Annotated in this window: 19 protein-coding genes; 11 read left to right on the top strand and 8 right to left on the bottom strand. The window is 62.5% G+C overall.

All coding sequences use genetic code 11. The features are described from left to right. Positions 1–106 precede the first annotated feature (106 nt). The 8 genes from ppsA to BLP82_RS08800 all read left to right on the top strand — a co-directional run bounded on the left by ppsA (position 107) and on the right by BLP82_RS08800 (position 8,230). A complete protein-coding gene (gene ppsA, locus BLP82_RS08835) occupies positions 107–2,482 on the top strand; it encodes a phosphoenolpyruvate synthase (protein ID WP_072407937.1) in 2,376 nt (791 codons plus the stop codon). Positions 2,483–2,640: 158 nt separating this feature from the next. Beyond that, positions 2,641–3,630 (top strand): alpha/beta fold hydrolase, encoded by a 990-nt coding sequence (locus BLP82_RS08830; protein ID WP_092166766.1) that lies wholly within the window; start codon positions 2,641–2,643, stop codon positions 3,628–3,630. A gap of 126 nt (positions 3,631–3,756) precedes the next feature. Further along, positions 3,757–4,248, top strand: a complete 492-nt coding sequence (gene rraA, locus BLP82_RS08825; RefSeq protein ID WP_092166765.1) for a ribonuclease E activity regulator RraA — start codon at positions 3,757–3,759, stop codon at positions 4,246–4,248. 25 nt (positions 4,249–4,273) lie between these two features. Continuing rightward, positions 4,274–5,269 (top strand): zinc transporter ZntB, encoded by a 996-nt coding sequence (locus BLP82_RS08820; protein WP_092166764.1) that lies wholly within the window; start codon positions 4,274–4,276, stop codon positions 5,267–5,269. Between the two features lie 64 nt (positions 5,270–5,333). Further along, positions 5,334–5,579 carry a hypothetical protein gene (locus BLP82_RS08815; protein WP_014337331.1) on the top strand — a complete coding sequence of 82 codons (246 nt, stop codon included), beginning with the start codon at positions 5,334–5,336 and terminating at the stop codon, positions 5,577–5,579. A gap of 2 nt (positions 5,580–5,581) precedes the next feature. Next, positions 5,582–6,406, top strand: coding sequence for a mechanosensitive ion channel family protein (locus BLP82_RS08810; RefSeq protein ID WP_003199523.1), 825 nt, complete (start codon positions 5,582–5,584; stop codon positions 6,404–6,406). Positions 6,407–6,497: 91 nt separating this feature from the next. Further along, on the top strand, positions 6,498–7,088 hold the full coding sequence (gene sigX, locus BLP82_RS08805; RefSeq protein ID WP_003183614.1) for an RNA polymerase sigma factor SigX: 591 nt from the start codon (positions 6,498–6,500) through the stop codon (positions 7,086–7,088). A 107-nt stretch (positions 7,089–7,195) separates the two neighbouring features. After that, entirely contained in the window at positions 7,196–8,230 is a 1,035-nt protein-coding gene (locus BLP82_RS08800; RefSeq protein ID WP_092166763.1) for an OmpA family protein, read from the top strand. A gap of 216 nt (positions 8,231–8,446) precedes the next feature. Here BLP82_RS08800 and cobA read toward each other — a convergent pair whose 3' ends face one another. From cobA to BLP82_RS08755, 8 genes are all read right to left on the bottom strand, one after another. Next, positions 8,447–9,202: a uroporphyrinogen-III C-methyltransferase gene (gene cobA / locus BLP82_RS08795; protein ID WP_092166759.1), complete on the bottom strand. Its 756-nt coding sequence runs from the start codon at positions 9,200–9,202 to the stop codon at positions 8,447–8,449. A 10-nt stretch (positions 9,203–9,212) separates the two neighbouring features. Then, the gene (locus tag BLP82_RS08790; RefSeq protein ID WP_092166757.1) at positions 9,213–11,930 is read right to left on the bottom strand and encodes a nitrate reductase; all 2,718 of its coding nucleotides are present in this window, start codon (positions 11,928–11,930) and stop codon (positions 9,213–9,215) included. Further along, on the bottom strand, positions 11,930–12,247 hold the full coding sequence (gene nirD, locus BLP82_RS08785) for a nitrite reductase small subunit NirD (protein WP_092166754.1): 318 nt from the start codon (positions 12,245–12,247) through the stop codon (positions 11,930–11,932). The genes BLP82_RS08790 and nirD overlap by 1 nt, the downstream gene beginning before the upstream one ends. Next, the gene (nirB, locus tag BLP82_RS08780; RefSeq protein WP_092166752.1) at positions 12,244–14,697 is read right to left on the bottom strand and encodes a nitrite reductase large subunit NirB; all 2,454 of its coding nucleotides are present in this window, start codon (positions 14,695–14,697) and stop codon (positions 12,244–12,246) included. The genes nirD and nirB overlap by 4 nt, the downstream gene beginning before the upstream one ends. A gap of 427 nt (positions 14,698–15,124) precedes the next feature. Then, on the bottom strand, positions 15,125–16,795 hold the full coding sequence (locus tag BLP82_RS08775; protein WP_092166750.1) for a bifunctional protein-serine/threonine kinase/phosphatase: 1,671 nt from the start codon (positions 16,793–16,795) through the stop codon (positions 15,125–15,127). Between the two features lie 9 nt (positions 16,796–16,804). Next, complete coding sequence (locus BLP82_RS08770) at positions 16,805–18,016, bottom strand: nitrate/nitrite transporter (RefSeq protein WP_092166748.1); 1,212 nt, start codon at positions 18,014–18,016, stop codon at positions 16,805–16,807. 450 nt (positions 18,017–18,466) lie between these two features. After that, positions 18,467–19,042, bottom strand: coding sequence for an ANTAR domain-containing response regulator (locus BLP82_RS08760; protein WP_060738484.1), 576 nt, complete (start codon positions 19,040–19,042; stop codon positions 18,467–18,469). Between the two features lie 14 nt (positions 19,043–19,056). Further along, positions 19,057–20,268: a CmpA/NrtA family ABC transporter substrate-binding protein gene (locus BLP82_RS08755; protein WP_092166744.1), complete on the bottom strand. Its 1,212-nt coding sequence runs from the start codon at positions 20,266–20,268 to the stop codon at positions 19,057–19,059. A 245-nt stretch (positions 20,269–20,513) separates the two neighbouring features. Between BLP82_RS08755 and BLP82_RS08750 the strand changes: the two genes are divergently transcribed. Genes BLP82_RS08750 through sctW form a run of 3 tightly spaced genes read left to right on the top strand, consistent with a single transcriptional unit; the run spans position 20,514 to position 24,014 of the window. Then, positions 20,514–21,251 (top strand): helix-turn-helix domain-containing protein, encoded by a 738-nt coding sequence (locus tag BLP82_RS08750; protein WP_092166742.1) that lies wholly within the window; start codon positions 20,514–20,516, stop codon positions 21,249–21,251. Between the two features lie 4 nt (positions 21,252–21,255). Next, entirely contained in the window at positions 21,256–22,911 is a 1,656-nt protein-coding gene (sctC, locus tag BLP82_RS08745) for a type III secretion system outer membrane ring subunit SctC (RefSeq protein WP_092166740.1), read from the top strand. After that, entirely contained in the window at positions 22,908–24,014 is a 1,107-nt protein-coding gene (gene sctW, locus BLP82_RS08740; protein WP_092166738.1) for a type III secretion system gatekeeper subunit SctW, read from the top strand. The genes sctC and sctW overlap by 4 nt, the downstream gene beginning before the upstream one ends. Position 24,015 lies beyond the last annotated feature (1 nt).

Genomic DNA, 24,015 nt, shown 5'->3' with positions numbered 1-24,015 from the left:
CCGCATTCTCACTTATTTTCCAGGTCCAGGCCATATCGCTGGCAAGCGCTCCCCTGGAGCCGCCGGTGCCTTGAGCTTTTCCAACACAGTTAGTGGAGAGATCACCTTGGTAGAGTACGTAGTTTCCCTCGATAAGCTCGGCGTCCATGATGTGGAGCATGTGGGGGGCAAGAACGCATCCCTGGGCGAGATGATCAGCAACCTCGCCGGTGCCGGCGTATCGGTGCCAGGTGGCTTCGCCACGACCGCCCAGGCTTATCGTGATTTCCTGGAACTGAGCGGCCTGAACAAGCAGATCCACGATGCGCTCGATGCCCTGGACGTCGATGACGTCAACGCCTTGGCCAAGACCGGTGCCCAGATCCGTCAATGGATCATGGAAGCCGAGTTCCCCGAGAAACTGAACGCCGAGATCCGCACCGCTTTCGCCAAGCTGTCCGAAGGCAATCCCGATATCGCCGTCGCCGTGCGTTCCTCGGCCACCGCCGAAGACCTGCCGGATGCCTCCTTCGCGGGCCAGCAGGAAACCTTCCTGAACATCCGTGGCGTGGAAAACGTCATCCGTGCCGCCAAGGAAGTCTTCGCCTCCCTTTTCAACGACCGTGCCATTTCCTACCGCGTGCACCAGGGCTTCGACCACAAGCTGGTCGCCCTGTCCGCCGGTGTGCAGCGCATGGTCCGCTCCGAAACCGGCACCGCCGGCGTGATGTTCACCCTCGACACCGAGTCCGGCTTCCGTGACGTGGTGTTCATCACCGGCGCCTACGGCTTGGGTGAAACCGTCGTGCAGGGCGCGGTGAACCCGGATGAGTTCTACGTTCACAAGGGCACGCTGCAAGCCGGTCGTCCGGCCATCCTGCGCCGCAACCTGGGCAGCAAGGCCATCAAGATGATCTACGGCGACGAAGCCAAGGCCGGTCGCTCGGTGAAGACCGTCGACGTGGACAAGGCCGAGCGCGCGCGTTTCTGCCTGAGCGACGCCGAGGTCAGCGAGCTGGCCAAGCAGGCAATGATCATCGAGCAGCACTACAAGTGCCCGATGGACATCGAGTGGGCCAAGGACGGTGACGACGGCAAGCTGTATATCGTGCAGGCCCGTCCGGAAACCGTGAAAAGCCGCACCCAGGCCAACGTCATGGAGCGCTACCTGCTCAAGGAAACCGGCACCGTGCTGGTGGAAGGCCGGGCCATTGGCCAGCGCATCGGCGCGGGCAAGGTGCGGATCATCAAGGACGTCTCGGAGATGGACAAGGTCCAGGCCGGCGACGTACTGGTCTCCGACATGACCGACCCGGACTGGGAACCGGTGATGAAGCGCGCCAGCGCCATCGTCACCAACCGCGGCGGGCGTACCTGCCACGCGGCGATCATCGCCCGTGAACTGGGGATCCCGGCAGTGGTCGGTTGCGGCAACGCGACCCAACTGCTCAAGGACGGCCAGGGCGTGACCGTTTCCTGCGCCGAAGGCGACACCGGCTATATCTTCGAGGGCGAACTGGGCTTCGACATCAAGAAGAACTCCGTGGACGCCATGCCGGAGCTGCCGTTCAAGATCATGATGAACGTCGGCAACCCGGACCGTGCCTTCGACTTCGCACAGTTGCCGAACGCCGGTGTGGGCCTGGCCCGCCTGGAGTTCATCATCAACCGCATGATCGGCGTGCACCCCAAGGCCCTGCTGAACTACGACGGCCTGCCCCAGGACATCAAGGACAGCGTCGACAAGCGCATTGCCGGCTACAACGATCCGGTCGGTTTCTACGTCGAGAAGCTGGTGGAAGGCATCAGCACCCTGGCGGCGGCGTTCTGGCCGAAAAAGGTCATCGTGCGCCTGTCGGACTTCAAGTCCAACGAATACGCCAACCTGATCGGCGGCAAGCTCTACGAGCCGGAAGAAGAGAACCCGATGCTGGGCTTCCGTGGCGCGTCGCGCTACATCAGCGAATCGTTCCGCGACTGCTTCGAACTCGAGTGCCGCGCCCTCAAGCGCGTGCGCAACGAGATGGGCCTGACCAACGTCGAGATCATGGTGCCGTTCGTGCGGACCCTGGGCGAAGCGAGCCAGGTCGTCGACCTGCTGGCGGAAAACGGCCTGGCCCGTGGCGACAATGGCCTGCGCGTGATCATGATGTGCGAACTGCCGTCCAATGCCATCCTGGCTGAAGAGTTCCTCGAGTTCTTCGACGGTTTCTCCATCGGTTCCAACGACCTGACCCAGCTGACCCTGGGCCTGGACCGCGATTCCGGGATCATCGCCCACCTGTTCGACGAGCGGAACCCGGCGGTCAAGAAGCTGCTGGCCAATGCCATCGCCGCCTGCAACAAGGCTGGCAAGTACATCGGCATCTGCGGCCAGGGTCCTTCGGACCACCCGGACCTGGCCAAGTGGCTGATGGAACAGGGCATCGAAAGCGTTTCGTTGAACCCCGACTCGGTGCTGGAAACCTGGTTCTTCCTGGCTGAGGGGCAGGCTGCGGTCTGATCGAGTGAAGAGGCCTCACCGGTAATGTAAGCCGGGTAACCTTTGTGGGAGCGAGCTTGCTCGCGATAGCTGAGTGTCAGCCAAGATTTTTTTTGCTGATCCAACGCAATCGCGAGCAAGCTCGCTCCCACAGTCGTCTTTTTTTGTGCAAGAGCATTATGCAAAGCAGCAGCAATCTATTTCCTGTCGCCCTGATCAGCGCCGAGCGGCGCGGTGATCTGAGCGAAGATGTCTATCGCTTGAAACCCGGCAACAGCCCGGACTACAGCGTCGAACTGGCCGTGACCCGGCTGGGCATGGCCGATGCCGGCCAGACCCGCGGCGTCCCGGTGATCCTGTTGCACGGCAGTTTTTCCAACCGGCGCTTCTGGTATTCACCCAAGGGCCTGGGCCTGGGGGCGTACCTGGCACGCCAGGGGTTCGATGTCTGGATCCCCGAGATGCGCGGCCATGGGCTCTCCCAGCGCAACCAGGGCTATCGCCACAATCGAGTGGCCGACTACGCCCGCTACGACTTGCCGGCCATTGGCGCCTTCGTGCGTGAGCAGAGCGGGCAGGTTCCTCACTGGATCGGTCATTCCCTGGGGGGAATTACCCTGGCAGCAGCCTTGGGCGGCCACTACCTGGGCGAGCCTGCCGTGGCGTCGGCGGCATTTTTCGGCACCCAGGTCAGCCGCACCTACTGGCCGCTGAAAATTCCGCCGGTGGAATGGAGCGGTCGCTTCATTCTCAAGCGCTTTGCCCAATTGTCCGGCTCGAGGCTCAAGCGTGGCCCAGAGGACGAGCCCATCGGCCTGGCCCTGGAAAGCATGCGTTGGTACGGTTTGTTCGGGCGTTTCGGCGATGCCGAGAAGAACTGGTGGGCCGGGTTGGCCGATGTCCAGTTACCTGTACTGGCGGTGAGTGCCGCGGGTGATCACCAGGACCCGACCTGGGCTTGCCGCAAACTTTTCGATCAGATCGGCTCCGCGCGCAAGCAGTTTGTCTGCCTGGGCCGGGGACAGGGGTTCACTGACGATTTCGGCCATGTCGAGATGCTGGTCAGCAAGGCCGCTCACCTTGAGGTCTGGCCGTTGGTGGCGCGTTGGCTCGAGGATCAACAGGCCCCCTTGCTGGCAGAACAGCCCCAATTGGCCGAGGCGGTTTGAGGCGAAGGCTCTGACAAGGGCATTTCGCTCTGTTCGGCTTGCGGCTAAGATATGACGCTTCAAGCAGTTCCAGTCACAAACGGTTGCTCATTCAGTCTGACGTTCCAACCTTTCAGGAGTTGTTCGATGAACCATTACCTTACGCCCGACCTGTGCGACGCCTACCCGGAACTGGTGCAGGTGTTGGAACCGATGTTCAGCAATTTCGGTGGCCGCGATTCCTTCGGCGGCGAAATCGTGACCATCAAGTGCTTCGAGGACAACTCGCGGGTCAAGGAGCAGGTTGAACTCAAGGGCAACGGCAAGGTGCTGGTGGTCGACGGCGGCGGTTCCCTGCGCCGGGCACTGCTGGGGGACATGCTGGCGGAAAAAGCCGCGAAAAATGGCTGGGAAGGGCTGGTGATCTACGGTTGCATCCGCGACGTCGACGTTATCGCCCAGACCGACCTCGGGGTCCAGGCCCTGGCCAGCCATCCGATGAAGACCGACAAGCGCGGCATCGGCGATCTCAATGTGGCGGTGACCTTTGCCGGCGTGACGTTCCGCCCGGGCGAGTATGTCTATGCCGACAACAATGGCGTGATCGTTTCGCCAAGCCCGCTGAAAATGCCTGAATGAAGCGCCACAGCCATAAGGGATGAGGATGTTCGAGGAAGAAAACGCGCAATGGGGGCTGGTGCATGCCCTGGTGCTGGACGGTAAAGGCGGCGCGCGTTCCATAGCCCGGACCGAACTCGACGATTTGCAGCTGCAGGCCCACGAAAGCCTGTGGCTGCACTGGGATCGCAGTCATCCGCAAACCCACACCTGGCTGCGCAAATCCAGCGGTCTGAGCGAATTCAACTGCGACCTGCTGCTCGAAGAGAACACCCGGCCGCGCTTGTTGCCGTTGCCCAACGCCGAACTGCTGCTGTTCCTGCGGGGGATCAACCTCAACCCGGGTGCCGAGCCGGAAGACATGGTGTCGGTCCGGATCTTCGCGTCCGCCCAGCGGGTGATCTCCCTGCGCCTGCGTCCGTTGCGCGCCACCGATGAACTGTTGGCGCAACTGGCCGAGGGCAAGGGGCCGAAAACGGCCTCTGAACTCATCCTTTATATGGCGCAATACCTCACCAACAAGGTGCAGGACCTGGTCACTTGCCTGTCCGAAATCGTCGATGGCGAGGAAGAAAAGCTTGATACCGACGAACGGTACACCCCCGAGCACGACGCCATTTTGCACATCCGTCGCAGGGCCGCCGGACTCAAGCGATTCCTGGCGCCGCAGCGGGACATTTTCGGCCAGATGACGCGGCTCAAGCTGCCCTGGTTTTTCGATGACGACGGCGACTATTGGAACGAATTGAACAACAGCCTGACCCGTTACCTCGAGGAGCTGGAATTGACTCGAGAGCGCGTAGGGCTTGTGCTGGAGGCCGAGGACCGGCGCCTTTCGGTACGCATGAACCGCACCATGTACCGCTTCGGCATCGTCACCGGGATTTTCCTGCCAATGAGTTTTCTCACCGGCCTTTTGGGTATCAACGTCGGCGGCATTCCGTTTTCCGAAAGCCCCTACGGTTTTATGTTCGCGTGCCTGCTGATGATCTGCGTGGCACTGGGGCAGTGGTGGTTGTTCCGCCGTTTGCGCTGGGTATGACAGGGGTTTCATGTGACCCGACGAAATTTGATCGCGTCTTCCACAGACATCACGAGAGGTGCGTATGCACGATCCGTTTGAACAGTCTTTGCGCGACATGCTCAAGGCTTCGCCGTCCAGCCGGGACGACGATGCATGCCTGGGACGTGTACTGAAAACCGCCAACCGCCAGGTCGGCGCGGGCGATCTGTTCAGCCTGCTGGGCCGCTGGTTGCCCGCGCTGATGATCGCCTTGAATAACGGATCGGCCCATGTCTCGCCGGTTTCCCGCCGTAAACCTGTTACTCGCACCGCTGATAAGGCTGATTGAATATGGAACTTGATCTCTGGACCCAGAGCCTCGTCACGGCAATGACTGCGTTGTGGACCAAGGTAGCCAACTTCATCCCGAACCTCTTCGGGGCGCTGGTGGTGCTGTTGCTGGGTTTTGTCGTGGCCAAGCTGCTGGACACGCTGCTGTCCAAGCTGCTCGCCAAGCTGGGCCTCGATCGCCTGATGGGCGGCACCGGCCTGACCAAATTGCTGTCCCGTGGCGGCATCCAGGTGCCGATCTCGACCCTGGTCGGCAAGATCGTCTATTGGTTCGTATTGCTGATTTTTTTGGTTTCCGCAGCAGAATCCCTTGGCCTTGAGCGAGTTTCAGCTACGCTCGATATGCTTGCATTGTATTTGCCGAAGGTTTTTGGTGCCGCGCTGGTGTTGCTGGTGGGTGTCCTGCTGGCACAACTGGCCAATGGGCTGGTACGCGGTGCGGCCGAAGGCGTCGGGCTGGACTATGCCGCTGGCGTGGGGCGTATCGCCCAGGGCCTGGTGATTATCATCAGTATTTCGGTGGCGATCAGTCAGTTGGAGGTCAAGACCGACCTGCTCAACCACGTGATCGTGATCGTATTGATTACCGTTGGTCTGGCGGTTGCGCTGGCAATGGGATTGGGAAGCCGGGAAATCGCCGGTCAGATTCTTGCGGGAATCTATGTGCGTGAATTGTATGAGGTTGGGCAACAAGTGCGTGTTGGCGAGGTCGAAGGCCAGATCGAGGAGATCGGCACGGTGAAAACCACATTGCTGACCGAGGAGGGCGAGTTGGTGTCGCTTTCCAATCGGATCCTGCTGGAACAGCATGTGAGTAGCCGCTAACCCGGCAAATCCTGCTAATGTATGCCGCCGCGAAATGCCTGCTAGCACAGGCTGCGGCGCACATTGACCTAGACTGTCGGCCCGACTTGTTTTGAACAAACCCCAATCGCTATCCACGCGCTACGACCCCCGTGATCTCTCCGATGAGGAGTTGGTCGCGCGCGCGCATACGGAGCTGTTCCACGTAACACGCGCCTATGAAGAGTTGATGCGTCGCTACCAGAGAACTTTATTTAACGTTTGTGCGCGTTATCTCGGGAACGATCGTGATGCTGACGATGTCTGTCAGGAGGTGATGTTGAAGGTGCTGTATGGCCTGAAGAACTTCGAGGGGAAATCGAAGTTCAAGACCTGGCTCTACAGCATCACGTACAACGAATGCATCACGCAGTATCGCAAGGAACGGCGAAAGCGTCGCTTGATGGACGCGTTGAGCCTGGACCCTCTCGAGGAAGCGTCGGAAGATAAGGCGCCCAAGCCCGAGGAAAAGGGTGGGCTCGATCGCTGGCTGGTCTATGTAAACCCGATCGACCGGGAGATTCTGGTGCTACGATTTGTCGCAGAGCTGGAATTCCAGGAGATCGCAGACATCATGCACATGGGTTTGAGCGCGACAAAAATGCGTTACAAGCGCGCTCTCGACAAATTGCGTGAGAAATTTGCGGGCATTGCTGAAACTTAGTTCGGCGCAAATATCTCTTACGCGTAGGCAAGTTCTGATAGACTTGCCGCCGAGTTGTCCCCCGGTTTGCGGGACTGCTTCACAATCACCAGATGGGGATTTAACGGATGAAACTGAAAAACACCTTGGGCTTTGCCATTGGTTCTTTGATTGCTGCCACTTCGTTCGGCGCTCTGGCACAAGGCCAAGGCGCAGTTGAAATCGAAGGCTTCGCCAAGAAAGAACAATTCGACAGCGCTCGTAACTTCAAGAACAACGGCAACCTGTTCGGCGGTTCGGTTGGTTACTTTCTGACCGACGACGTTGAACTGCGTCTGGCCTACGACGAAGTGCACAACGCACGTACCGACGACGGCACTAACGTCAAGGGCGCCAACACCGCTCTGGACGCCCTGTACCACTTCAACAACCCAGGCGACATGCTGCGTCCTTATGTTTCGGCCGGTTTCTCCGACCAGAGCATCGACCAGAATGGCAGCAACGGTCGTAACCGTTCTACCTTCGCCAACGTTGGTGGCGGCGCCAAGCTGTATTTCACCGAGAACTTCTACGCCCGTGCCGGCGTTGAAGCTCAGTACAACATCGACCAGGGCGACACCGAGTGGGCGCCAAGCGTCGGTATCGGTGTGAACTTCGGTGGCGGCTCCAAGCCTGCTGCTGCTCCAGTTCCAGCTCCGGCTGAAGTCTGCTCCGACAGCGACAACGACGGCGTGTGCGACAACGTCGACAAGTGCCCTGACACCCCAGCCAACGTAACCGTTGACGCTGATGGCTGCCCAGCAGTTGCCGAAGTCGTTCGTGTTGAGCTGGACGTCAAGTTCGACTTCGACAAGTCGGTCGTCAAGCCTAACAGCTACGGCGACATCAAGAACCTGGCTGACTTCATGAAGCAGTACCCATCCACCACCACCACTGTTGAAGGTCACACTGACTCCGTCGGTCCTGACGCTTACAACCAGAAACTGTCCGAGCGTCGTGCAAACGCCGTTAAGCAAGTTCTGACCAACCAGTACGGTGTTGAATCGTCCCGCGTTCAGTCTGTTGGCTACGGCGAAACCCGCCCAGTTGCCGACAACGCCACTGAAGCTGGTCGTGCAGTTAACCGTCGCGTAGAAGCGCAGGTTGAAGCTCAAGCTAAGTAATTAGCCCACAGCTTTGGAAAAGCCCGGCCTAGGCCGGGCTTTTCTTTGCCTGGGATTTATGAAAATGAGGGGGGCGTTGCCGCAAGACAGTTGGTTAAACACAAAACCTGTGGGAGCGAGCTTGCTCGCGATAGCGGTGTGTCAGCCAGTATTGATGCTGCTGACCCGACGCTATCGCGAGCAAGCTCGCTCCCACATTAGGTTGGGTGTTGTTTGTTACAGCGCCGAAGCCTGAACCCACGCAGGCTGTGACGCGGTGAGTTCGACAGCACCGGCCACCGCGCCAATCACCAGGATCGCCGGGCTCTTGAGCTGGAAGGCGCAGGCATCGGCTTCCATCGAGGCCAGGTCGCTGCGGCAATCACGCTGGTGGGGCAGGGAGGCGTTTTCGATCATGACCACGGGCGTGTTCGCCGCCAGGCCACCGGCCAGCAACTGCTCGCGGATCTCGCTCAGCTTCGCCACGCCCATGTACACCACCAGCGTCGTGCCGCTTTGGGCCAGGGCTTGCCAGTTCAGGTGGCTGCCGTCCTGGGTGTGGGCCGTGACGAGGGTCACGCCCCGGGCAATCCCGCGCAGGGTCAGTGGAATATCGCACTGGGTCGCCCCCGCGAGGCCGGCGGTGATGCCGTTGACCAGCTCCACCTCGACGCCATGTTCGCGCAACCACTGCGCCTCTTCGCCGCCGCGGCCGAAGATGCACGGGTCGCCGCCCTTGAGGCGCACCACGCATTTGCCCTGGCGGGCATAGCGCAGCATCAGCCGATGAATGAAGGCCTGGGGGGTGGAACGGCAGCCGCCGCGCTTGCCCACGGCAATGATGCGCGCAGCGGGGCAGTGTTCCAGCACCGCGGCATTGACCAGGTCGTCGATCAACACCACGTCGGCCTCGCCCAAGGCGCGTACGGCTTTGAGGGTCAGCAATTCAGGGTCACCGGGACCTGCACCCACCAGCCAGACTTTTGCGTTCATAGTGTTTTCCTCACGAGATAGCCGCCAGCGGTTGCGCAGTGGCAACCAGCAGGCGTTTGATTTCCGGTACGCAGGAACCGCATTGCGTGCCACAGCCCAATTCCTGTTTAAGCCCCTGCAAGTCCAAGCCCCGTTCAATGCCTGCGCAGATCGCACGCTGGCTGACGTTCATGCAGTTGCACAGCGTTTTGCTGCCACCCGTTGCGGCGCCGACATTGCCCGGCGGCGCGCTCAAAGGCGCCAGCAGCCAGCGCCGCAGTTGTTCATCGGCACGGCCTTCGAGCCACAGGTTCTGCAGCCAGTGCCGAGCCAGGGTTTCGCCGGCCAGGCGAATGGCGGTGATGCGGCCGCTTTCGATGCGCACTCGTTTGCCGATGGCGCGACGCGGGTCGTCATAGGCCAGCACGGGCCCGTCGATCAGGCCCAATTGCTCGTCGATGGCCTGGAGCAGTTGCGGCTCGGGCGCGACGGCGCTGGCAGCGCGAATCAGCAACGCGGGACGCTCACGGCCGGTCAGGCTCAGGCTGACGTAGGAAAACGCCTCACACAGGGGACGCAGCGCCTCCAGATGCTGTTGAACATCGCCTTCGATCAAGGCAAAAAGCTGCCAAGGCAGGTTCACCGGTTCCAGGCGCACGCCGCTGTGCTTGAGTTCCGGTTGTTTCGACAAGGGGTCGAAAGCCGGTTGAGTCAGGGTATTCACACCGCCCTTGAGGAATCGATCACCCCAGTGCATGGGCAGGAACGCTTGGCCGGGGCGCACACTGTCGTCGCTGTCCACCGCCACGATCACGCTGCCGCGACGGCTCTTGAGGTTGACCAGATCGCCCGTTTGCAGGCGATGCCGCTGCAGTTCATCGGGATGCAGGCTGAGTACGGCTTCGTTCACATGACCAAACAGCTGCGCGGCGGTACCGGTACGGCTCATGCCGTGCCACTGGTCACGCAAGCGGCCCGTGTTGAGGGTCAATGGGTAGCGGGCGTCACGCAGTTCCTGGGCGGCGCGATAGGGATCGGCTACGAAACGCGCTCGGCCACTGTCGGTCGGGAAAATCCCGTCCACGTACAGACGCGTCGTCCCGACCGTGGCGCCATCCGGGAAGGGCCATTGCTGAGGGCCGAGCCGGTCGATCAGGGCATGGCTGATGCCGGACAAGTCCAGGTCGCGGCCACGGGTCAGCTGCTTGTATTCATCGAACAGTTGGGCCGGGGTATCGAAGGCGAACAGGCTGGGTTGGCCTGGGCGCAGACGTTTTTCCAGGCGTTGTGCGAAATCCACTGTGATTGCCCAGTCCGGCCGTGCTTCACCCGGTGCGCCGATGGCCCGACGGACGTGGGAAATACGCCGTTCGGAGTTGGTCACCGAGCCTTCTTTCTCGCCCCAGCTGGCTGCCGGCAGCAGCAGGTCGGCAAAGGCGGCGGTCTCGGTGGTCCGGAAGGCTTCCTGCAATACCACGAACGGACAGGCTTGCAGGGCCTCGCGTACCGCTGTCTGGTCCGGCATCGACTGGGCCGGGTTGGTGCAGGCGATCCACAAGGCCTTGATCTTGCCGCTGCGCACCTGCTCGAACAGCTCGATGGCGCTCAAGCCAGTGGTGGCGGGCAATTGCTCGACGCCCCAGTAACGGGCGACGTCGGCGCGGTGCTCCGGGTTGGCCGCTTCGCGGTGGCCCGGCAACAGGTTCGACAGGCTGCCGGTTTCCCGTCCGCCCATGGCATTGGGTTGGCCGGTCAGCGAGAAGGGCCCAGCACCCGGCCGGCCGATTTGCCCGGTGGCCAGGTGCAGGTTGATCAGTGCGCTGTTCTTGGCGCTGCCAGCGGTGGACTGGTTCAGGCCCATGCACCACAACGACAGGAAGCTTGGCGAGGTGCCGACCCATTCGGCGCACTGGTGCAGTTGTTCGACGCTGATGCCGCACAACTGGGCGACCATCGCCGGGGTGTAGTCGCGTACCAGGTTCTTCAAGTCCGCCAAACCTTCGGTATGGGCCTTGATGAAGTCGCGGTCGACCCAGTCTTCCCACAGCAGCAGGTGCAAAATCCCATGGAACAAGGCGACATCGGTGCCCGGCAGGATCGCCAGGTGCAGGTCCGCCAGGTCGCAGGTGTCGGTGCGCCGGGGATCGATGACGATGATTTTCATCTGCGGCCGGCGGGATTTGGCCTCTTCGAGGCGGCGAAAGAGGATGGGATGGGCGTAGGCCATGTTACTGCCGACGATCATCACGCAGTCGCTCAGTTCCAGGTCTTCGTAGCTGCAGGGCGGGGCGTCGGCGCCGAGGCTGCGCTTGTAGCCCACCACGGCAGAGGACATGCACAGCCGGGAATTGCTGTCGATGTTATTGGTGCCCACCAGCGCCCGGGCGAGTTTGTTGAAAGCGTAGTAATCCTCGGTCAGCAGTTGTCCGGAGATGTAGAACGCCACGCTGTCGGGACCGTGCTCGGCGATGGTCTCGGCGAAGACACTGGCGGCGTGATCCAGGGCGCTGTCCCAATCGGTGCGGGCCCGAGCCAGGCCTTTGCCCAGGCGCAGCTCCGGGTACAGGGCGCGGGCGGCGAGGTCGCCGGTCAGGTGCAGGGTGGAACCCTTGCTGCACAGTTTGCCGAAGTTGGCCGGGTGGGCAGGATCGCCGCTGACGCCGAGGATGCGCTCGCCGTCATGCTCGATCAGCACGCCGCAACCGACCCCGCAGTAACAGCAGGTCGAGGCAGTGATCTGGCGGTTCATCAGCTTGCGTCCCGCAGGGCCAACTGCACCCGGCCGTTTTCCACCCGGGCCGAATGATAATGGGCGCAGCCCACGTCGGGGGCCTGGGCCTGGCCGCTTTCCAGGTCGATCTGCCAGTTGTGCAGCGGGCAGGCCACGCGCTTGCCATACACCAAGCCTTGTGACAGCGGGCCGCCCTTGTGCGGGCAACGGTCATCCAGGGCGAATACTTCATCGTCGCTGGTGCGGAAAATCGCGATATCGCCTTTGGGGCCATTGATGATGCGCGAACCGAGGATATTGATCTCTTCCAGTGCGCAGATATCCAACCAGTTCATGCCGGCACCTCCAGGTTTTTCACAGGGATGACCTCGAACTCTTTCTTCAACTGAGGCTGTTCCAGGCGTTGCTTCCAAGGGTCCTGCTCCAGCGACAGGGAAAACTTCAGGCGTTCGTGGAGGGCCTTGCGCCGATCGGGGTCTTCCAGCACGGCTTTCTTGATGTGCTCCATGCCAACCCGCTGCATGTAGTGCACAGTGCGTTCGAGATAGAAGGCTTCCTCGCGGTACAACTGCAGGAAGGCGCCGTTGTATTCACGCACTTCCTCAGCGGTCTTGAGCTTGACGAAAAACTCGGCGACTTCGGTCTTAATCCCGCCGTTGCCCCCGATGTACATCTCCCAGCCGGAGTCGACGCCGATAATGCCGACGTCCTTGATGCCGGCTTCCGAACAGTTGCGTGGGCAACCGGAGACGGCCAGCTTCACCTTGTGGGGCGACCACATGTTGAACAGGTCGTGTTCCAGCTCGATGCCCAGTTGAGTGGAGTTCTGCGTGCCGAAGCGGCAGAACTCGCTGCCCACGCAAGTCTTCACGGTGCGGATGGATTTGCCGTAGGCGTGGCCGGACGGCATGTCGAGGTCTTTCCAGACGCCGGGCAGGTCCTGCTTCTTGATCCCCAGCAAATCGATACGCTGCCCGCCAGTGACCTTGACCATGGGCACGTTGTACTTGTCGGCCACGTCGGCGATACGCCGCAGTTCCGAAGGATTGGTCACGCCGCCCCACATCCGCGGGACGACCGAGTAGGTGCCGTCTTTCTGGATGTTGGCGTGGGCGCGTTCGTTGATCAGGCGCGACTGCGGGTCGTCCTGGGCTTCGCCGGGCCAGGTGGAGATCAGGTAGTAGTTCAGCGCCGGGCGGCAGGTGGCGCAGCCGTTCGGGGTGCGCCAGTTCAGGTAGCTCATGGCCCCGGCGATGGTCAGCAGGTGCTGGTCGCGGATCGCCTGGCGGATCTGGCCGTGGTTAAGGTCGCTGCAACCGCAGATGGCTTTTTCGCTTTTCGGTTTGACGTCCGCCGCGCCACCCACGGTGTTGATCAGGATCTGCTCCACCAGGCCGGCGCAGGAACCGCAGGAGCTGGCGGCTTTGGTGTGTTTTTTCACGTCATCGACGCTGAACAGCCCGTGTTCCTGGATCGCCTTGACAATGGTGCCCTTGCACACGCCGTTGCAGCCGCAGACTTCAGCGCTGTCGGCCATGCTCATGGCTTTATCCTGGCCTTGGTGGCCGACGTCGCCCAAAGCGTTCTCGCCAAACATCAGGTGATCGCGGATCTCGCTGATGCCGTGGTTTTCACGGATCTGGCGGAAGTACCAGCCGCCGTCCGCGGTATCGCCGTACAGGCAGGCACCGACCAGCACGTCGTCCTTGATCACCAGCTTTTTGTAGACGCCGCCGATGGGGTCGGAAAGGGTGATGGTCTCGGTGCCTTCACCGCCCATGAAGTCCCCGGCGGAGAACAGGTCGATGCCGGTGACTTTCAGCTTGGTCGACGTGACCGAGCCCTTGTAGGTGGCGAAACCCAGTTGCGCGAGGTGGTTGGCGCAGACCTTGGCCTGTTCGAACAGCGGTGCGACCAAACCGTAGGCGGTGCCGCGATGGTTGGCGCATTCACCGATGGCGTAGATGCGCGGGTCGTAGGTTTGCATGGTGTCGTTGACCAGGATCCCGCGGTTGCATGGGATGCCGGATTTTTCCGCCAGCTCGGTGTTGGGGCGGATGCCGGCGGCCATCACCACCAGGTCGGCGGGGATGATGTCGCCGTTCTTGAACTGCACCGAGCCGACCCGACCGTTGCCGGCGTCATGCAGGGCCTGGGTCTGCTCGCTGAGGCGGAATTTCAGGCCACGGTTTTCCAGGGCGGTCTGCAGCAATTGGCCGCTGGTCTTGTCCAGTTGCCGTTCCAGCAGCCATTCGCCCAGGTGCACCACGGTCACGTCCATGCCCCGCAGCTTCAAGCCGTTGGCGGCTTCCAGGCCCAGCAGGCCACCGCCGATGACCACGGCATGCTTGTGGGTCTTGGCGGTGTCGATCATCGCCTGGGTGTCGGCGATGTCGCGGTAGCCGATCACGCCCTCCAGGGTGTTGCCGGGAATCGGCAGGATGAACGGGGTGGAGCCGGTGGCGATGAGCAGGCGGTCGTATTCGGCTTCGCTGCCGTCTTCGGCGATGACCCGGCGCTTGACCCGGTCGATTTCCACCACTTTGCGGTTGAGCAGCAGCTTGATGTTGTTGTCCAGGTACCAGCTCAGGTCGTTGAGCACGATCTCTTCGAACGTCTGCTCACCGGCCAGCACCGGCGAGAGCAGGATGCGGTTGTAGTTGGTGTGGGGCTCGGCACCGAACACCGTGATGTCGTACAGCTCGTTGCTCAGCTTGAGCAGTTCCTCGAGGGTTCGAACCCCGGCCATGCCGTTGCCGATCATTACCAGTTTGAGTTTTTTCATCAGGGTTCTCCGCAAGCCAGGTCCGTTTCGTCACGGCGATCGGACTGGCTCGGCAATTTTTACGAAAACAAAAAAAGGCGTCCCGCTAGCAAGCTAGCGAGGACGCCTTTGTCCTGGTCCCGTTCTCTCGGGAAGCACCGCCTTCATCGTTGGAGGCGTTGCTTTATGTATGGTGAGAGAGGTTATGCAGTGGTTGTGCCAAGTGGCTGGAAGGCGCGGGTTTATTGAGGGGGCAGGTGGATGAATGGAGTTGAAGAGGGATTTATTGCACCGAATCAAAGCGGGTTGCCCGGTAATGGAGCGTCTTGCAGGAGCAGTTGTATGGACGATCAGGCCGCCATCGCGAGCAAGCTCGCTCCCACACTGGATCTGCGGTGGATGCAAAACCTGTGGGAGCGAGCTTGCTCGCGATAGGCGCGACCGGATCTCAGCTGTGAAACACCAAAAACAGCAGCACAACATTCACCACCGACGACACCAGCGCCAACGTCCGCCAGACCTTCAGCGGTTCGCGCTCCAGCAATGGCCTGGGCCTTACGCTCAAGCTACGGCGCTCGCCCTGTTCCAGCAGCAACAGCCATTCCTCGGCGGTTTCAAAGCGCTGGCCCGGGTCCGCCGCGACGGCGCGTTCCAGGCTTTGCCCAAGCCATTCGGGCAGGTCCGGCCGATAGCGGCTGGCACTGACCGGCACACCGAAACGCGGGCGCTGGAAGGCTTCGATCTCGCCGTAGGGATAATGCCCGGTCAGCAGGAAATACACGGTCACGCCGACGGCATACAGATCCTGTTGCGCCGTGGGCGCGGTGCCGCCGAAGGCTTCCGGGGCGATGTAGCTGGGGGTGCCGGGCAACACGTTGGCCTGGTCTTCGGACAGGCCCGGGCAGTACGCCAACCCAAAGTCCAGTAAGCGCAATTCCCCGTCGTCGCCCAGGTGCAGGTTTTCCGGCTTGATGTCGCGGTGGTAGATCTGCCTTCGATGCAACAGGCCCACGGCCCGCACCAGCCGTTGCGCCAGGTCCAGCCATTGGGCCAGGGGCAGCGGCCCGCCCTGGTTGAACAGCTCGGCCAGGGTCATGCCCGGATATTCGCGCATCACGTAGTACAAATGCTGCCGCTGGGGAACGCCATGGACCTCGGGAAACTGCCGCCCGGCGACCCGCTTGAGAAACCATTCTTCCGAGAGCAAGGCCTGTCCGGCCCGGCTGTCGTCCCGTAGCTGCACGGGCAGGGTTTTCAGTAGCCAGGGTTGGCCTTGGCCGTCGTGTACCCGGTAGAGCAACGATTGCTGGCTGTGGCCGAGCAGGCTTTCGATCTGCCAACCCTCGAAGACCTGGCCCGGTTTCAGCGCAGGCGGCAGGGGCCACTGCTGCAACTGGATCAGGGCATCGCCGATGCTGGCTTCGCCCAGTGCATCGACCCGTACCAGCAAGGCGCTGGCGTTGTCCTGGCTACCGGCCAGGTGCGCGGCATTGACCAGCGTCTGTGCGGCCAGGTCCAGGTCCGGCTGGTCGCGCAGGATGCCGGCGATGGCCGTGTCCCCGAGGACCGCCCAGACGCCGTCGCTGAGCAATACGAAAGTTTCGTCGGTGCGCAGTTCGCCGTCGAGAAAGTCGAGGATCAGGTGTTGATCCAGGCCCAGGGCCCGCTTGAGCACATGTTGCATGCCCTGCTGTTCCCAGACGTGATCCTCGCTGACCCGTTGCAGGTGGTCGGCGTGCCAGCGGTAGACCCGGCAATCGCCGACATGCGCGAGGGTGAAGCGCCGGCCTCGCAGGACCAGCGCACTGACGGTGGTGAGCAGCGGTTGCCCGCCACCGTTGGCCTGCAGCCAGCGATTCTGTGCCAGCAACAGTCGGTCCAGGGCCTGGGCCACGCCCCAGGTTTGCGGCGTGGAGTAGTAGTCCAGGGCCAGGGCCTGCAAGGTCGAACGGGCGGCCAGCCCGCCATCGGCGCATTGGCTCACGCCGTCGGCGATGGCGAACAGGTAACCCTTGCTGGCAGCCAGGGCTGGGGCGGGGGTGACCAGGCGCAGGGCGTCCTGGTTTTCTTCCCGCGGGCCGATGGCGCTGGCTTCGGCGAAGCTCAATTGCAGACTCATGGTTGCAGGTTATACCCGAGCAGCGGTGACGGCGGCCGAACCCCAAGTGGTCCTCCAGCGACGCTTGACGCCGTGCAGGCCGAACCAGGCCAGGACACCGAGGCTGGCGAACATCCACAGGGCCAGTTGATAGCTGCCGGTGCTCTGCTTGATCGCGCCCATGCCCGCCGCCAGGGCGAAGCCACCGATGCCGCCGGCCATGCCGATCAGCCCGGTCATCACGCCGATTTCGCGACGGAAGCGTTGGGGCACCAGTTGGAACACCGCGCCGTTGCCCGCACCCAAACCGAGCATGGTGCAGACGAACAGGGCCAGGGCCGCATAGGAACTTGGCAGGTTGAAGCCCACCGCCGCGATGCAGACTGCCGCTACGGTGTACATGCCCAGCAAGGTGCGGATGCCGCCGAAACGGTCCGCCAGGGCACCGCCCAAGGGCCGCATCAGGCTGCCACCGAAGACGCAGGCGGCGGTGTAATAGCCGGCGGTGACCGGGCTCAGGCCGTATTGGTCGTTGAAATAGCCGGGCAGGGCGCTGGCCAGGCCGATGAAACCACCGAAGGTCACGCTGTAGAAGAACATGAACCACCAGCTGTCACGATCGCCCAGGGCCTTGAGGTAGTCGGCCATGGATTTGGCTTTCGGTCGCTCGGGGGCGTTCTTGGCCAGCCAGGCGAAGAGCACCAGGGTCAGCACCAGGGGGATCAGCGCGAAGCCGAACACGTTGGTCCAGCCGAAGGCCACCGCCATCACCGGAGCGATCAACGCCGCGAGCACGGTGCCCGAGTTACCGGCGCCAGCGATGCCCATGGCCTTGCCCTGGTGTTGTGGGGGATACCACTGGGAGGCCAGCGGCAGGGCCACGGCGAACGACGCGCCGGCCACGCCCAAGAACAAGCCGAGCAGCAGGGCTTGTTCGTAGCTGTGGATACCCAGTTTCCAGGCGCAGAACAGCGCACCGATCACAATCACCTGGCCGACCATGCCGGCGGTCTTCGGCGAAATCCGATCGGCCAGCAGGCCCATGAACAGCCGCAGTACGGCACCGGCCAGGATCGGCGTCGCCACCATCAGGCCGCGTTGTTGGGTGGTCAGGTGCAGGTCGGCGGAGATCTGCACCGCCAGTGGGCCGAGCAGGTACCAGACCATGAAACTCAGGTCGAAATAAAGGAAGGCCGCGAACAGTGTCGGGGTGTGGCCGGATTTCCAGAAGCTTGAATTCATCGCGCACCTCAGCTGTAAAAGTCTCGAGAAATGAGTCAGTGCTTAGAGCAGTGCGCCGTCTGTGGTCGCACCACCGGCTCCGAAGAGCCAAAACAAAAAAACGCCGCAACCCGGATCGCCAGAGAGGCAAGGAGGGTGTGCGACGTCTTTGTCGTAGGTGGGGCAACCGCCGTTGGTTACCTGTGGGTTTGCTTAAGCGAGATCTGTGCCAACCCGCAAGATTGGAGGAGGTCTATCGCGAGTAGGCTCGCTCCCACAATAGTTTTTCAGAGGCCATGAAACCTGTGGGAGCGGGCTTGCTCGCGAAGACGGTGGGTCAGTTGACATTAATGCTGGATGGTAAACCGCTTTCGCGAGCAAGCCCGCTCCCACAATGGAACTTCAGTGGCTACAGAACCTTGTGGGAGCGAGCTTGCTCGCGATGGCGCCAAGCCAGGCGCTACAAGGCTTTCAGCCGAGCAGCTCGTTCATGGCAATGATCTGCTCCGCCACCTGGATCAGCTTCTGCTGGCGGCTCATGGCCTGGCGGCGCATCAAGGTGTAGGCCTGTTCTTCGTTGCAGTCCTTCATCTTCATCAGCATGCCCTTGGCCAGTTCGATGCGCTTGCGTTCGGCCAGTTGCTGGTCCCGGGCCAGGAGTTGGGCGCGCAGGGCCTGGTCGCTTTCGAAGCGGGCCATGGCCACGTCGAGGATCGGTTGCAGGCGCGCGGCGTGGATGCCTTCGACGATGTAGGCACTGACGCCCGACTTGATCGCCTGGCGCATCACATTGGGGTCGTGCTCGTCGGTAAACATGACGATCGGTCGTGGTTGGTCGCGACTGACCAGCACCACTTGCTCCATAACATCGCGTCCGGGTGACTCGGTATCGATCAGGATCACATCCGGACGCACCGTTTCGACGCGCGCCGGCAGGTCGATGGTCAGGCCGGATTCGTCGATCACTTCGAAGCCGGCTTCAATCAGGGCGGCCTTGAGGCGGCCGACTTTTTTCGCGGTGTCGTTGATCAGCAGGATACGCAGCATGGTCGTGGCTCCTGTCAGCGGCTGGCGAGAAGGGGAGCCGCATCGCTCAAGGCGTGCAGTTTGAAGCTGCGGGCGTACCCGGCCGGGTCCGAGCCGTCCCAGGTGATGCCGTCGATCAGTTGGCTGCTGCGCATGTCCTGGCCCGGGGACGCGATGCCCAGTGCGCCAGCGGCTTCACGGTACAGCTTGAGCTGCTGGACATCTTTGGCCACGGCCAGGTAATCCGGGTCTTCGCGCAGCAGGCCCCAGCGACGGAACTGGGTCATGAACCACATGCCGTCGGACAGGTATGGCAGGTTCACCTCGCCATTGCCGTGGAAGCGCATGGCGTGGGGATCCTGCCAACTGTTGCCCAAGCCATCGGCGTAGATCCCCAGCAAGCGGGGCTCGATGCAGTCCAGCGGGGCGTCGAGGTATTCGGGTGCACTCAACAGTTGCGCGGTGCTGCGACGGTTTTCGCTGTTTTGTTCGATGAAGCGGCTGGCTTCGAGGATCGCCATCACCAAGGCCCGGGCGGTATTGGGGTATTGCTCGACGAACGCCCGGGTGCAGCCCAGGACTTTTTCCGGATGGTCGGGCCAGATGGTCTGGGTGGTTGCCAGGGTAAAACCGAGGTTCTGTTTCACCGCGCTGGCGCACCAGGGTTCGCCGACACAAAAGCCGTCGATGCGCCCGGCTTGCAGGTGCGCAATCATTTGCGGCGGCGGCACCACCACGCTGTCGACGTCCGACAAGGGGTGGATGCCCTGGGCGGCGAGCCAGTAATAGAGCCACATGGCGTGGGTGCCGGTGGGGAAGGTCTGGGCGAAGGTCAGTTTCGGGCGAGTTTGGTGCACGTGCCGTTCCAGTGCCTCAGGACTGGTCACGCCCTGGGCCTGCAAGCCATGGGACAGGTTGATGCTCTGGCCGTTCTGGTTAAGCCCCATCAGCACCGCCATGTCGGTCGGTGCGACCCCGCCGATGCCCAGGTGCACGGCGTAGACCAGGCCATACAGGCTGTGGGCGGCATCGATTTCACCGCTGACCAGTTTGTCCCGCAGGTTGGCCCAGGATGCCTGGCGCTTGAGGTTCAGGGTCAGGCCGTAGGGTTGGGCGAAGCCCTGGGTGGCGGCGACCACCACCGGGGCGCAGTCGCTCAGGGCCATGAAACCGAGGTTGACCGCGCTCTTTTCCGGGGCATCGCTGCCATTGACCCAGGCCAGGGGGTTGGCTGGAACTTCATTCATCGCGCTTCACCTTTACACATAAAAAAAGCGCCGTGTCCGAGCCAAATGCCAGAGCCGGGCCGAAGACGCCGCCGTTGTCCCTTCAATCAGTCTGGCACTCATTTGGCCGTCGGCATGGGCGCCGATGAACAGTAATGGTGCAAGGCATATGCCAGCCCGGCCCTCATCACCTTTCCATCAAGATTCCCGGCGTCGGGTCTTTCATCCTGTCGTTCCTTCCAACGCCACGTCGCAAAGGAGACGGTATGCAGGACCCATCAATTCGCGCCACGGCCTTGCCTGATCTGGGGGAACGCGTGCTGCACCTGCGCGTGGCCCAGGCCCCGGTTCAGTTGAGCGCTGCGCGGTTGGGCCGCAGCCACTGCCTGCCCGTCGGTTGGGAGGGGGTGTTGGTACAGAGCGATTCCCTGCGCTTCAGTGGCGGCAAGCTGCAGGTCACGCCGGTTTGCGAAGCGACGCTGGTCAAGCTGCAGGCGTTCCTGGATATGAGCGATGCCCTGGTGGATGTCGGGCAACGGCTGGACGCGCTGCCATGGGCCTTGTTGCCGGTGGCCGGCGAAACCGTCCGCTCGCCCCAACGGCTCGAACGCTGGTACATAGGGCAAGCGATGGATGGCACCGAGGCCTATCACGCTGTCGCTCGCCTGTTGCGTCATCACGAGAGCTACGGGCTCGTGCGGTTTTTGCTGGAGCAAGGCACCCGTAGTGAAAAACTGACCACCCTGGCGCAGCGTTATGGCGTCTCGGTCTCGCATTTTCGCCGGCTCTGCCACCAGGCCCTGGGCAGCGCGGCCAAGCCGGCCTTGCGCGGTTGGCGCACGGCCCAGGCGTTGCTGAACATGAGCCTTGGAGACGGCTCGCTGACCGATGTCGCGCTGGAGTTCGGCTTTGCCTCTTCGTCACATTTCTCCAAGGAGATTCGCGAGCTGGTGGGTTTTACCCCCAGCAGCCTGGCCGATATCACCTACCTGCCAGGCAAGTGAATCGATGATCCCTCGTTCGTTATCCCGGGTTCTGTTATCCCTCTGCTTGAATGGCGCGTGGCTGTTCGCCCCCGTTGCCGCGGCCGCCAATGTCTATACCTTCGAGGCCCGGGAACAGAGCGCACGCACGTTTTTCAGCGAGTTGTCCGGGTCCTTGGGCAAACCGGTCATCGTCAGCAAGGCCGCAGCGGCCAAGCGCATTGGCGGGACGTTCGATCTGCGCACGCCGCAACGGACGTTCGAGCGGGTCAGCGCGCAGATGGGGTTGATCTGGTACAGCGATGGCCAGGCGATCTATCTGTATGACGCCTCGGAAATCAAGAGCGCGATGATGTCGCTGCAGACCTTGACCGTCGCCAAGCTCCAGGCGTTCCTCGGGCGTTCGGGCTTGCACGATGGGCGTTATCCGTTGCGCCACGACGGGCTGCGGACGTTCCATGTGTCGGGTCCGCCGATGTATGTCGACCTGGTGGTGCAGGCGGCCGGGTTGATGGACAACCAGCGCTCGGAACTGCTGCTGGGCAAGCAACAGATTGGCGTCATCCATGTGCGCAACACTTTCGTCAGCGACCGCCAATATGAGCTGCGCGACGACAAGGTGACCATCCCCGGGCTGGCCACCGTGATCGAAGCGTTGTTGCGCGGTGAGCAGCAACAGGTCGAGCCGTCGGTGGCGCAATCCCCCGAACCGCGACCGCGAGGGATGATGCCGGTGTTTCCCCTCGAAGGCCTGGCGAACACCTCTTCGGACCAGGACCCGACGGCCCCACGCATCATTGCGCGCGAGGTGGCCGCCGGCAACATTCGGGTGGTGGCCTACCCGGATACCAACAGCCTGCTGGTCAAGGGGCTGCCGGAGCAGGTGCGCTTCATCGAGAACCTGGTCAACGCCCTCGACACGCCGAAACGTCACGTCGAGTTGTCGCTGTGGATCATCGACCTGCACAAGGATGAGCTCAACCAGTTGGGCATCAACTGGCAGGGCGCGGTGAAGTCTGGCGGGCAGTTCAGCGCCTCGCTCAACGCCGGCTCGGCCACCACCCTCGACGGCGCCTCGTTCGTGACCCAGGTCATGGCGCTGGAACGTACCCACCGGGCGAACGTGGTCTCGCGACCGGTGATCCTGACGCAGGAAAACGTGCCGGCGATCTTCGACAACAACCGCACGTTCTACGCCCCACTGGTGGGGGAGCGCAGCGTCGATCTGCAGCACATCACCTACGGCACCCTGGTCAACGTGCTGCCGCGTTTCGCCCAGGCCGACGAGATCGAGATGTCGCTCAATATCGAGGATGGCAACGAAGTCGAGAATCCTGGCCGGGGTGAGCAGCCCAGTGCGTTGCCGACGGTCGGGCGCACCCGCATCAGTACCGTGGCGCGGGTGCCCCAGGGCAAGAGCCTGCTGGTGGGTGGCTTCACCCGTGACGATCACGGCGAGCAGATCGGCCGCGTGCCGGTGCTGGGGTCGATTCCGTGGATCGGCCGTTTGTTCAGCTATCGCCAGGGCCGCTCGGCCAACACGGTGCGGGTGTTTCTGATCCAGCCCAAGGAGATCCGCGACGCCCTTGAATCCGCCACGGTGGAGTTGGGCATGCCGTTGCTGACCCCTGAGCAGCACGAGCGCGTGCGGCGAATGTACTTCCGGATGTCCGAGCAATGATCCTGCCACCGGTTTCCATGGGCGGCCGGGCGGCCCAGGCCCGGTTGAATGCCGAGAAGGCCGCCGAGCATCCACAACCGCAAGTCGACGCCGAGGCGGTGCTGGACGACAGCGCAACGGCGGCCGTGGCGCAGCGCATCGTGCAGATCAGCGACGAGTTGTCGGCGGCGCTGACGCAGTTCCGTGCCCGACGGTTGTTCGAACTCAAGTCCGAAACCCTGACCGACACCTTCGAACGCGTGCTGGAGGACGACACCGTGCCCAAGGCCCGGCAGGTGCTGAGCCTGGCGCGGCTGGCGGACAAGCCCGTGGCCTGGTTGCTGCAGATGGCGCGCCGCCTGTTCCCCGATGACAGCGACCTGGCGCTGGTGCTGCGGGCGTTGCTGCGCCGCCGCAATCTGGAAACCCACACCCGCCAGCGCCTCGAAACGCTCTTGCAGACGGTGGTTGCCCAAGGCTCCCCCAAACGCATGAACGCCGGGATCAACGCCGCGCTCAAGGCCAGGATGTTCGGCAAGAGCATGGCGGTCAGGGCCGGGCTGTTGCGCGAGACCTACCGGGATTTCCTCGAGTCCGACGAAGGCCCGCTCGGTTGCTACCAGGACTGGATCGCCCTGTATGGCCCGGCACAGCGCATGAATGTGCTGGCCTTCATCGAAGCCGCGTTGCTCACCGACATCAGCGCCCAGGACCCCAGTTGCTCGCGCCTCGAGTTCGGCCAACTGTTGACCCGGGTGACCGACCTGAAGCGCTTGCGTTCGGCCGATGGGCTGTTTATCGGCGCCGTGCTCGGCGATGCACTGATCTGTCGGCACAACCCCCATGAGGCCGAATGGCTGGTGTTCCTGCTCGGCGTGTTGACCTACCCCGACGACCTCGACCAGCTGCTGCTCGGGGCGTTGGGCGAGCCGGTGCTGCTCAGTGCCCACCGCGAGCGTTCGACGTTGCTGCAAACCCTGCGGCGGCTCAGCCTGCAATTGCCGCCGCCACTGTTTGCCGATGAAGAGGCGCCACAACGCCTGGCCATTCAGTTCACCCGCCTGGCCGACGTCGCCTATGCCCACGAATGCATCGAACAGCGCCAGTGCGGCGGTCAACCATGAT

This window comes from Pseudomonas sp. NFACC37-1 (assembly GCF_900101575.1).
Lineage (GTDB): Bacteria > Pseudomonadota > Gammaproteobacteria > Pseudomonadales > Pseudomonadaceae > Aquipseudomonas > Aquipseudomonas fluorescens_AA.
This window is presented reverse-complemented; position numbering and strand designations above follow the sequence as displayed.

Coding starts and splice junctions, on each gene's coding strand:
- BLP82_RS08800 (WP_092166763.1), top strand. CDS start 7,196: ATGAAACTGAAAAACACCTTGGGCTTTGCCATTGGTTCTTTGATTGCT.
- sctC (WP_092166740.1), top strand. CDS start 21,256: ATGATCCCTCGTTCGTTATCCCGGGTTCTGTTATCCCTCTGCTTGAAT.
- BLP82_RS08815 (WP_014337331.1), top strand. CDS start 5,334: ATGCACGATCCGTTTGAACAGTCTTTGCGCGACATGCTCAAGGCTTCG.
- BLP82_RS08820 (WP_092166764.1), top strand. CDS start 4,274: ATGTTCGAGGAAGAAAACGCGCAATGGGGGCTGGTGCATGCCCTGGTG.
- rraA (WP_092166765.1), top strand. CDS start 3,757: ATGAACCATTACCTTACGCCCGACCTGTGCGACGCCTACCCGGAACTG.
- BLP82_RS08750 (WP_092166742.1), top strand. CDS start 20,514: ATGCAGGACCCATCAATTCGCGCCACGGCCTTGCCTGATCTGGGGGAA.
- nirB (WP_092166752.1), bottom strand. CDS start 14,697: ATGAAAAAACTCAAACTGGTAATGATCGGCAACGGCATGGCCGGGGTT.
- BLP82_RS08755 (WP_092166744.1), bottom strand. CDS start 20,268: ATGAATGAAGTTCCAGCCAACCCCCTGGCCTGGGTCAATGGCAGCGAT.
- BLP82_RS08775 (WP_092166750.1), bottom strand. CDS start 16,795: ATGAGTCTGCAATTGAGCTTCGCCGAAGCCAGCGCCATCGGCCCGCGG.
- cobA (WP_092166759.1), bottom strand. CDS start 9,202: ATGAACGCAAAAGTCTGGCTGGTGGGTGCAGGTCCCGGTGACCCTGAA.
- BLP82_RS08760 (WP_060738484.1), bottom strand. CDS start 19,042: ATGCTGCGTATCCTGCTGATCAACGACACCGCGAAAAAAGTCGGCCGC.
- sctW (WP_092166738.1), top strand. CDS start 22,908: ATGATCCTGCCACCGGTTTCCATGGGCGGCCGGGCGGCCCAGGCCCGG.
- BLP82_RS08830 (WP_092166766.1), top strand. CDS start 2,641: ATGCAAAGCAGCAGCAATCTATTTCCTGTCGCCCTGATCAGCGCCGAG.
- BLP82_RS08810 (WP_003199523.1), top strand. CDS start 5,582: ATGGAACTTGATCTCTGGACCCAGAGCCTCGTCACGGCAATGACTGCG.
- nirD (WP_092166754.1), bottom strand. CDS start 12,247: ATGAACTGGTTGGATATCTGCGCACTGGAAGAGATCAATATCCTCGGT.
- BLP82_RS08790 (WP_092166757.1), bottom strand. CDS start 11,930: ATGAACCGCCAGATCACTGCCTCGACCTGCTGTTACTGCGGGGTCGGT.
- BLP82_RS08770 (WP_092166748.1), bottom strand. CDS start 18,016: ATGAATTCAAGCTTCTGGAAATCCGGCCACACCCCGACACTGTTCGCG.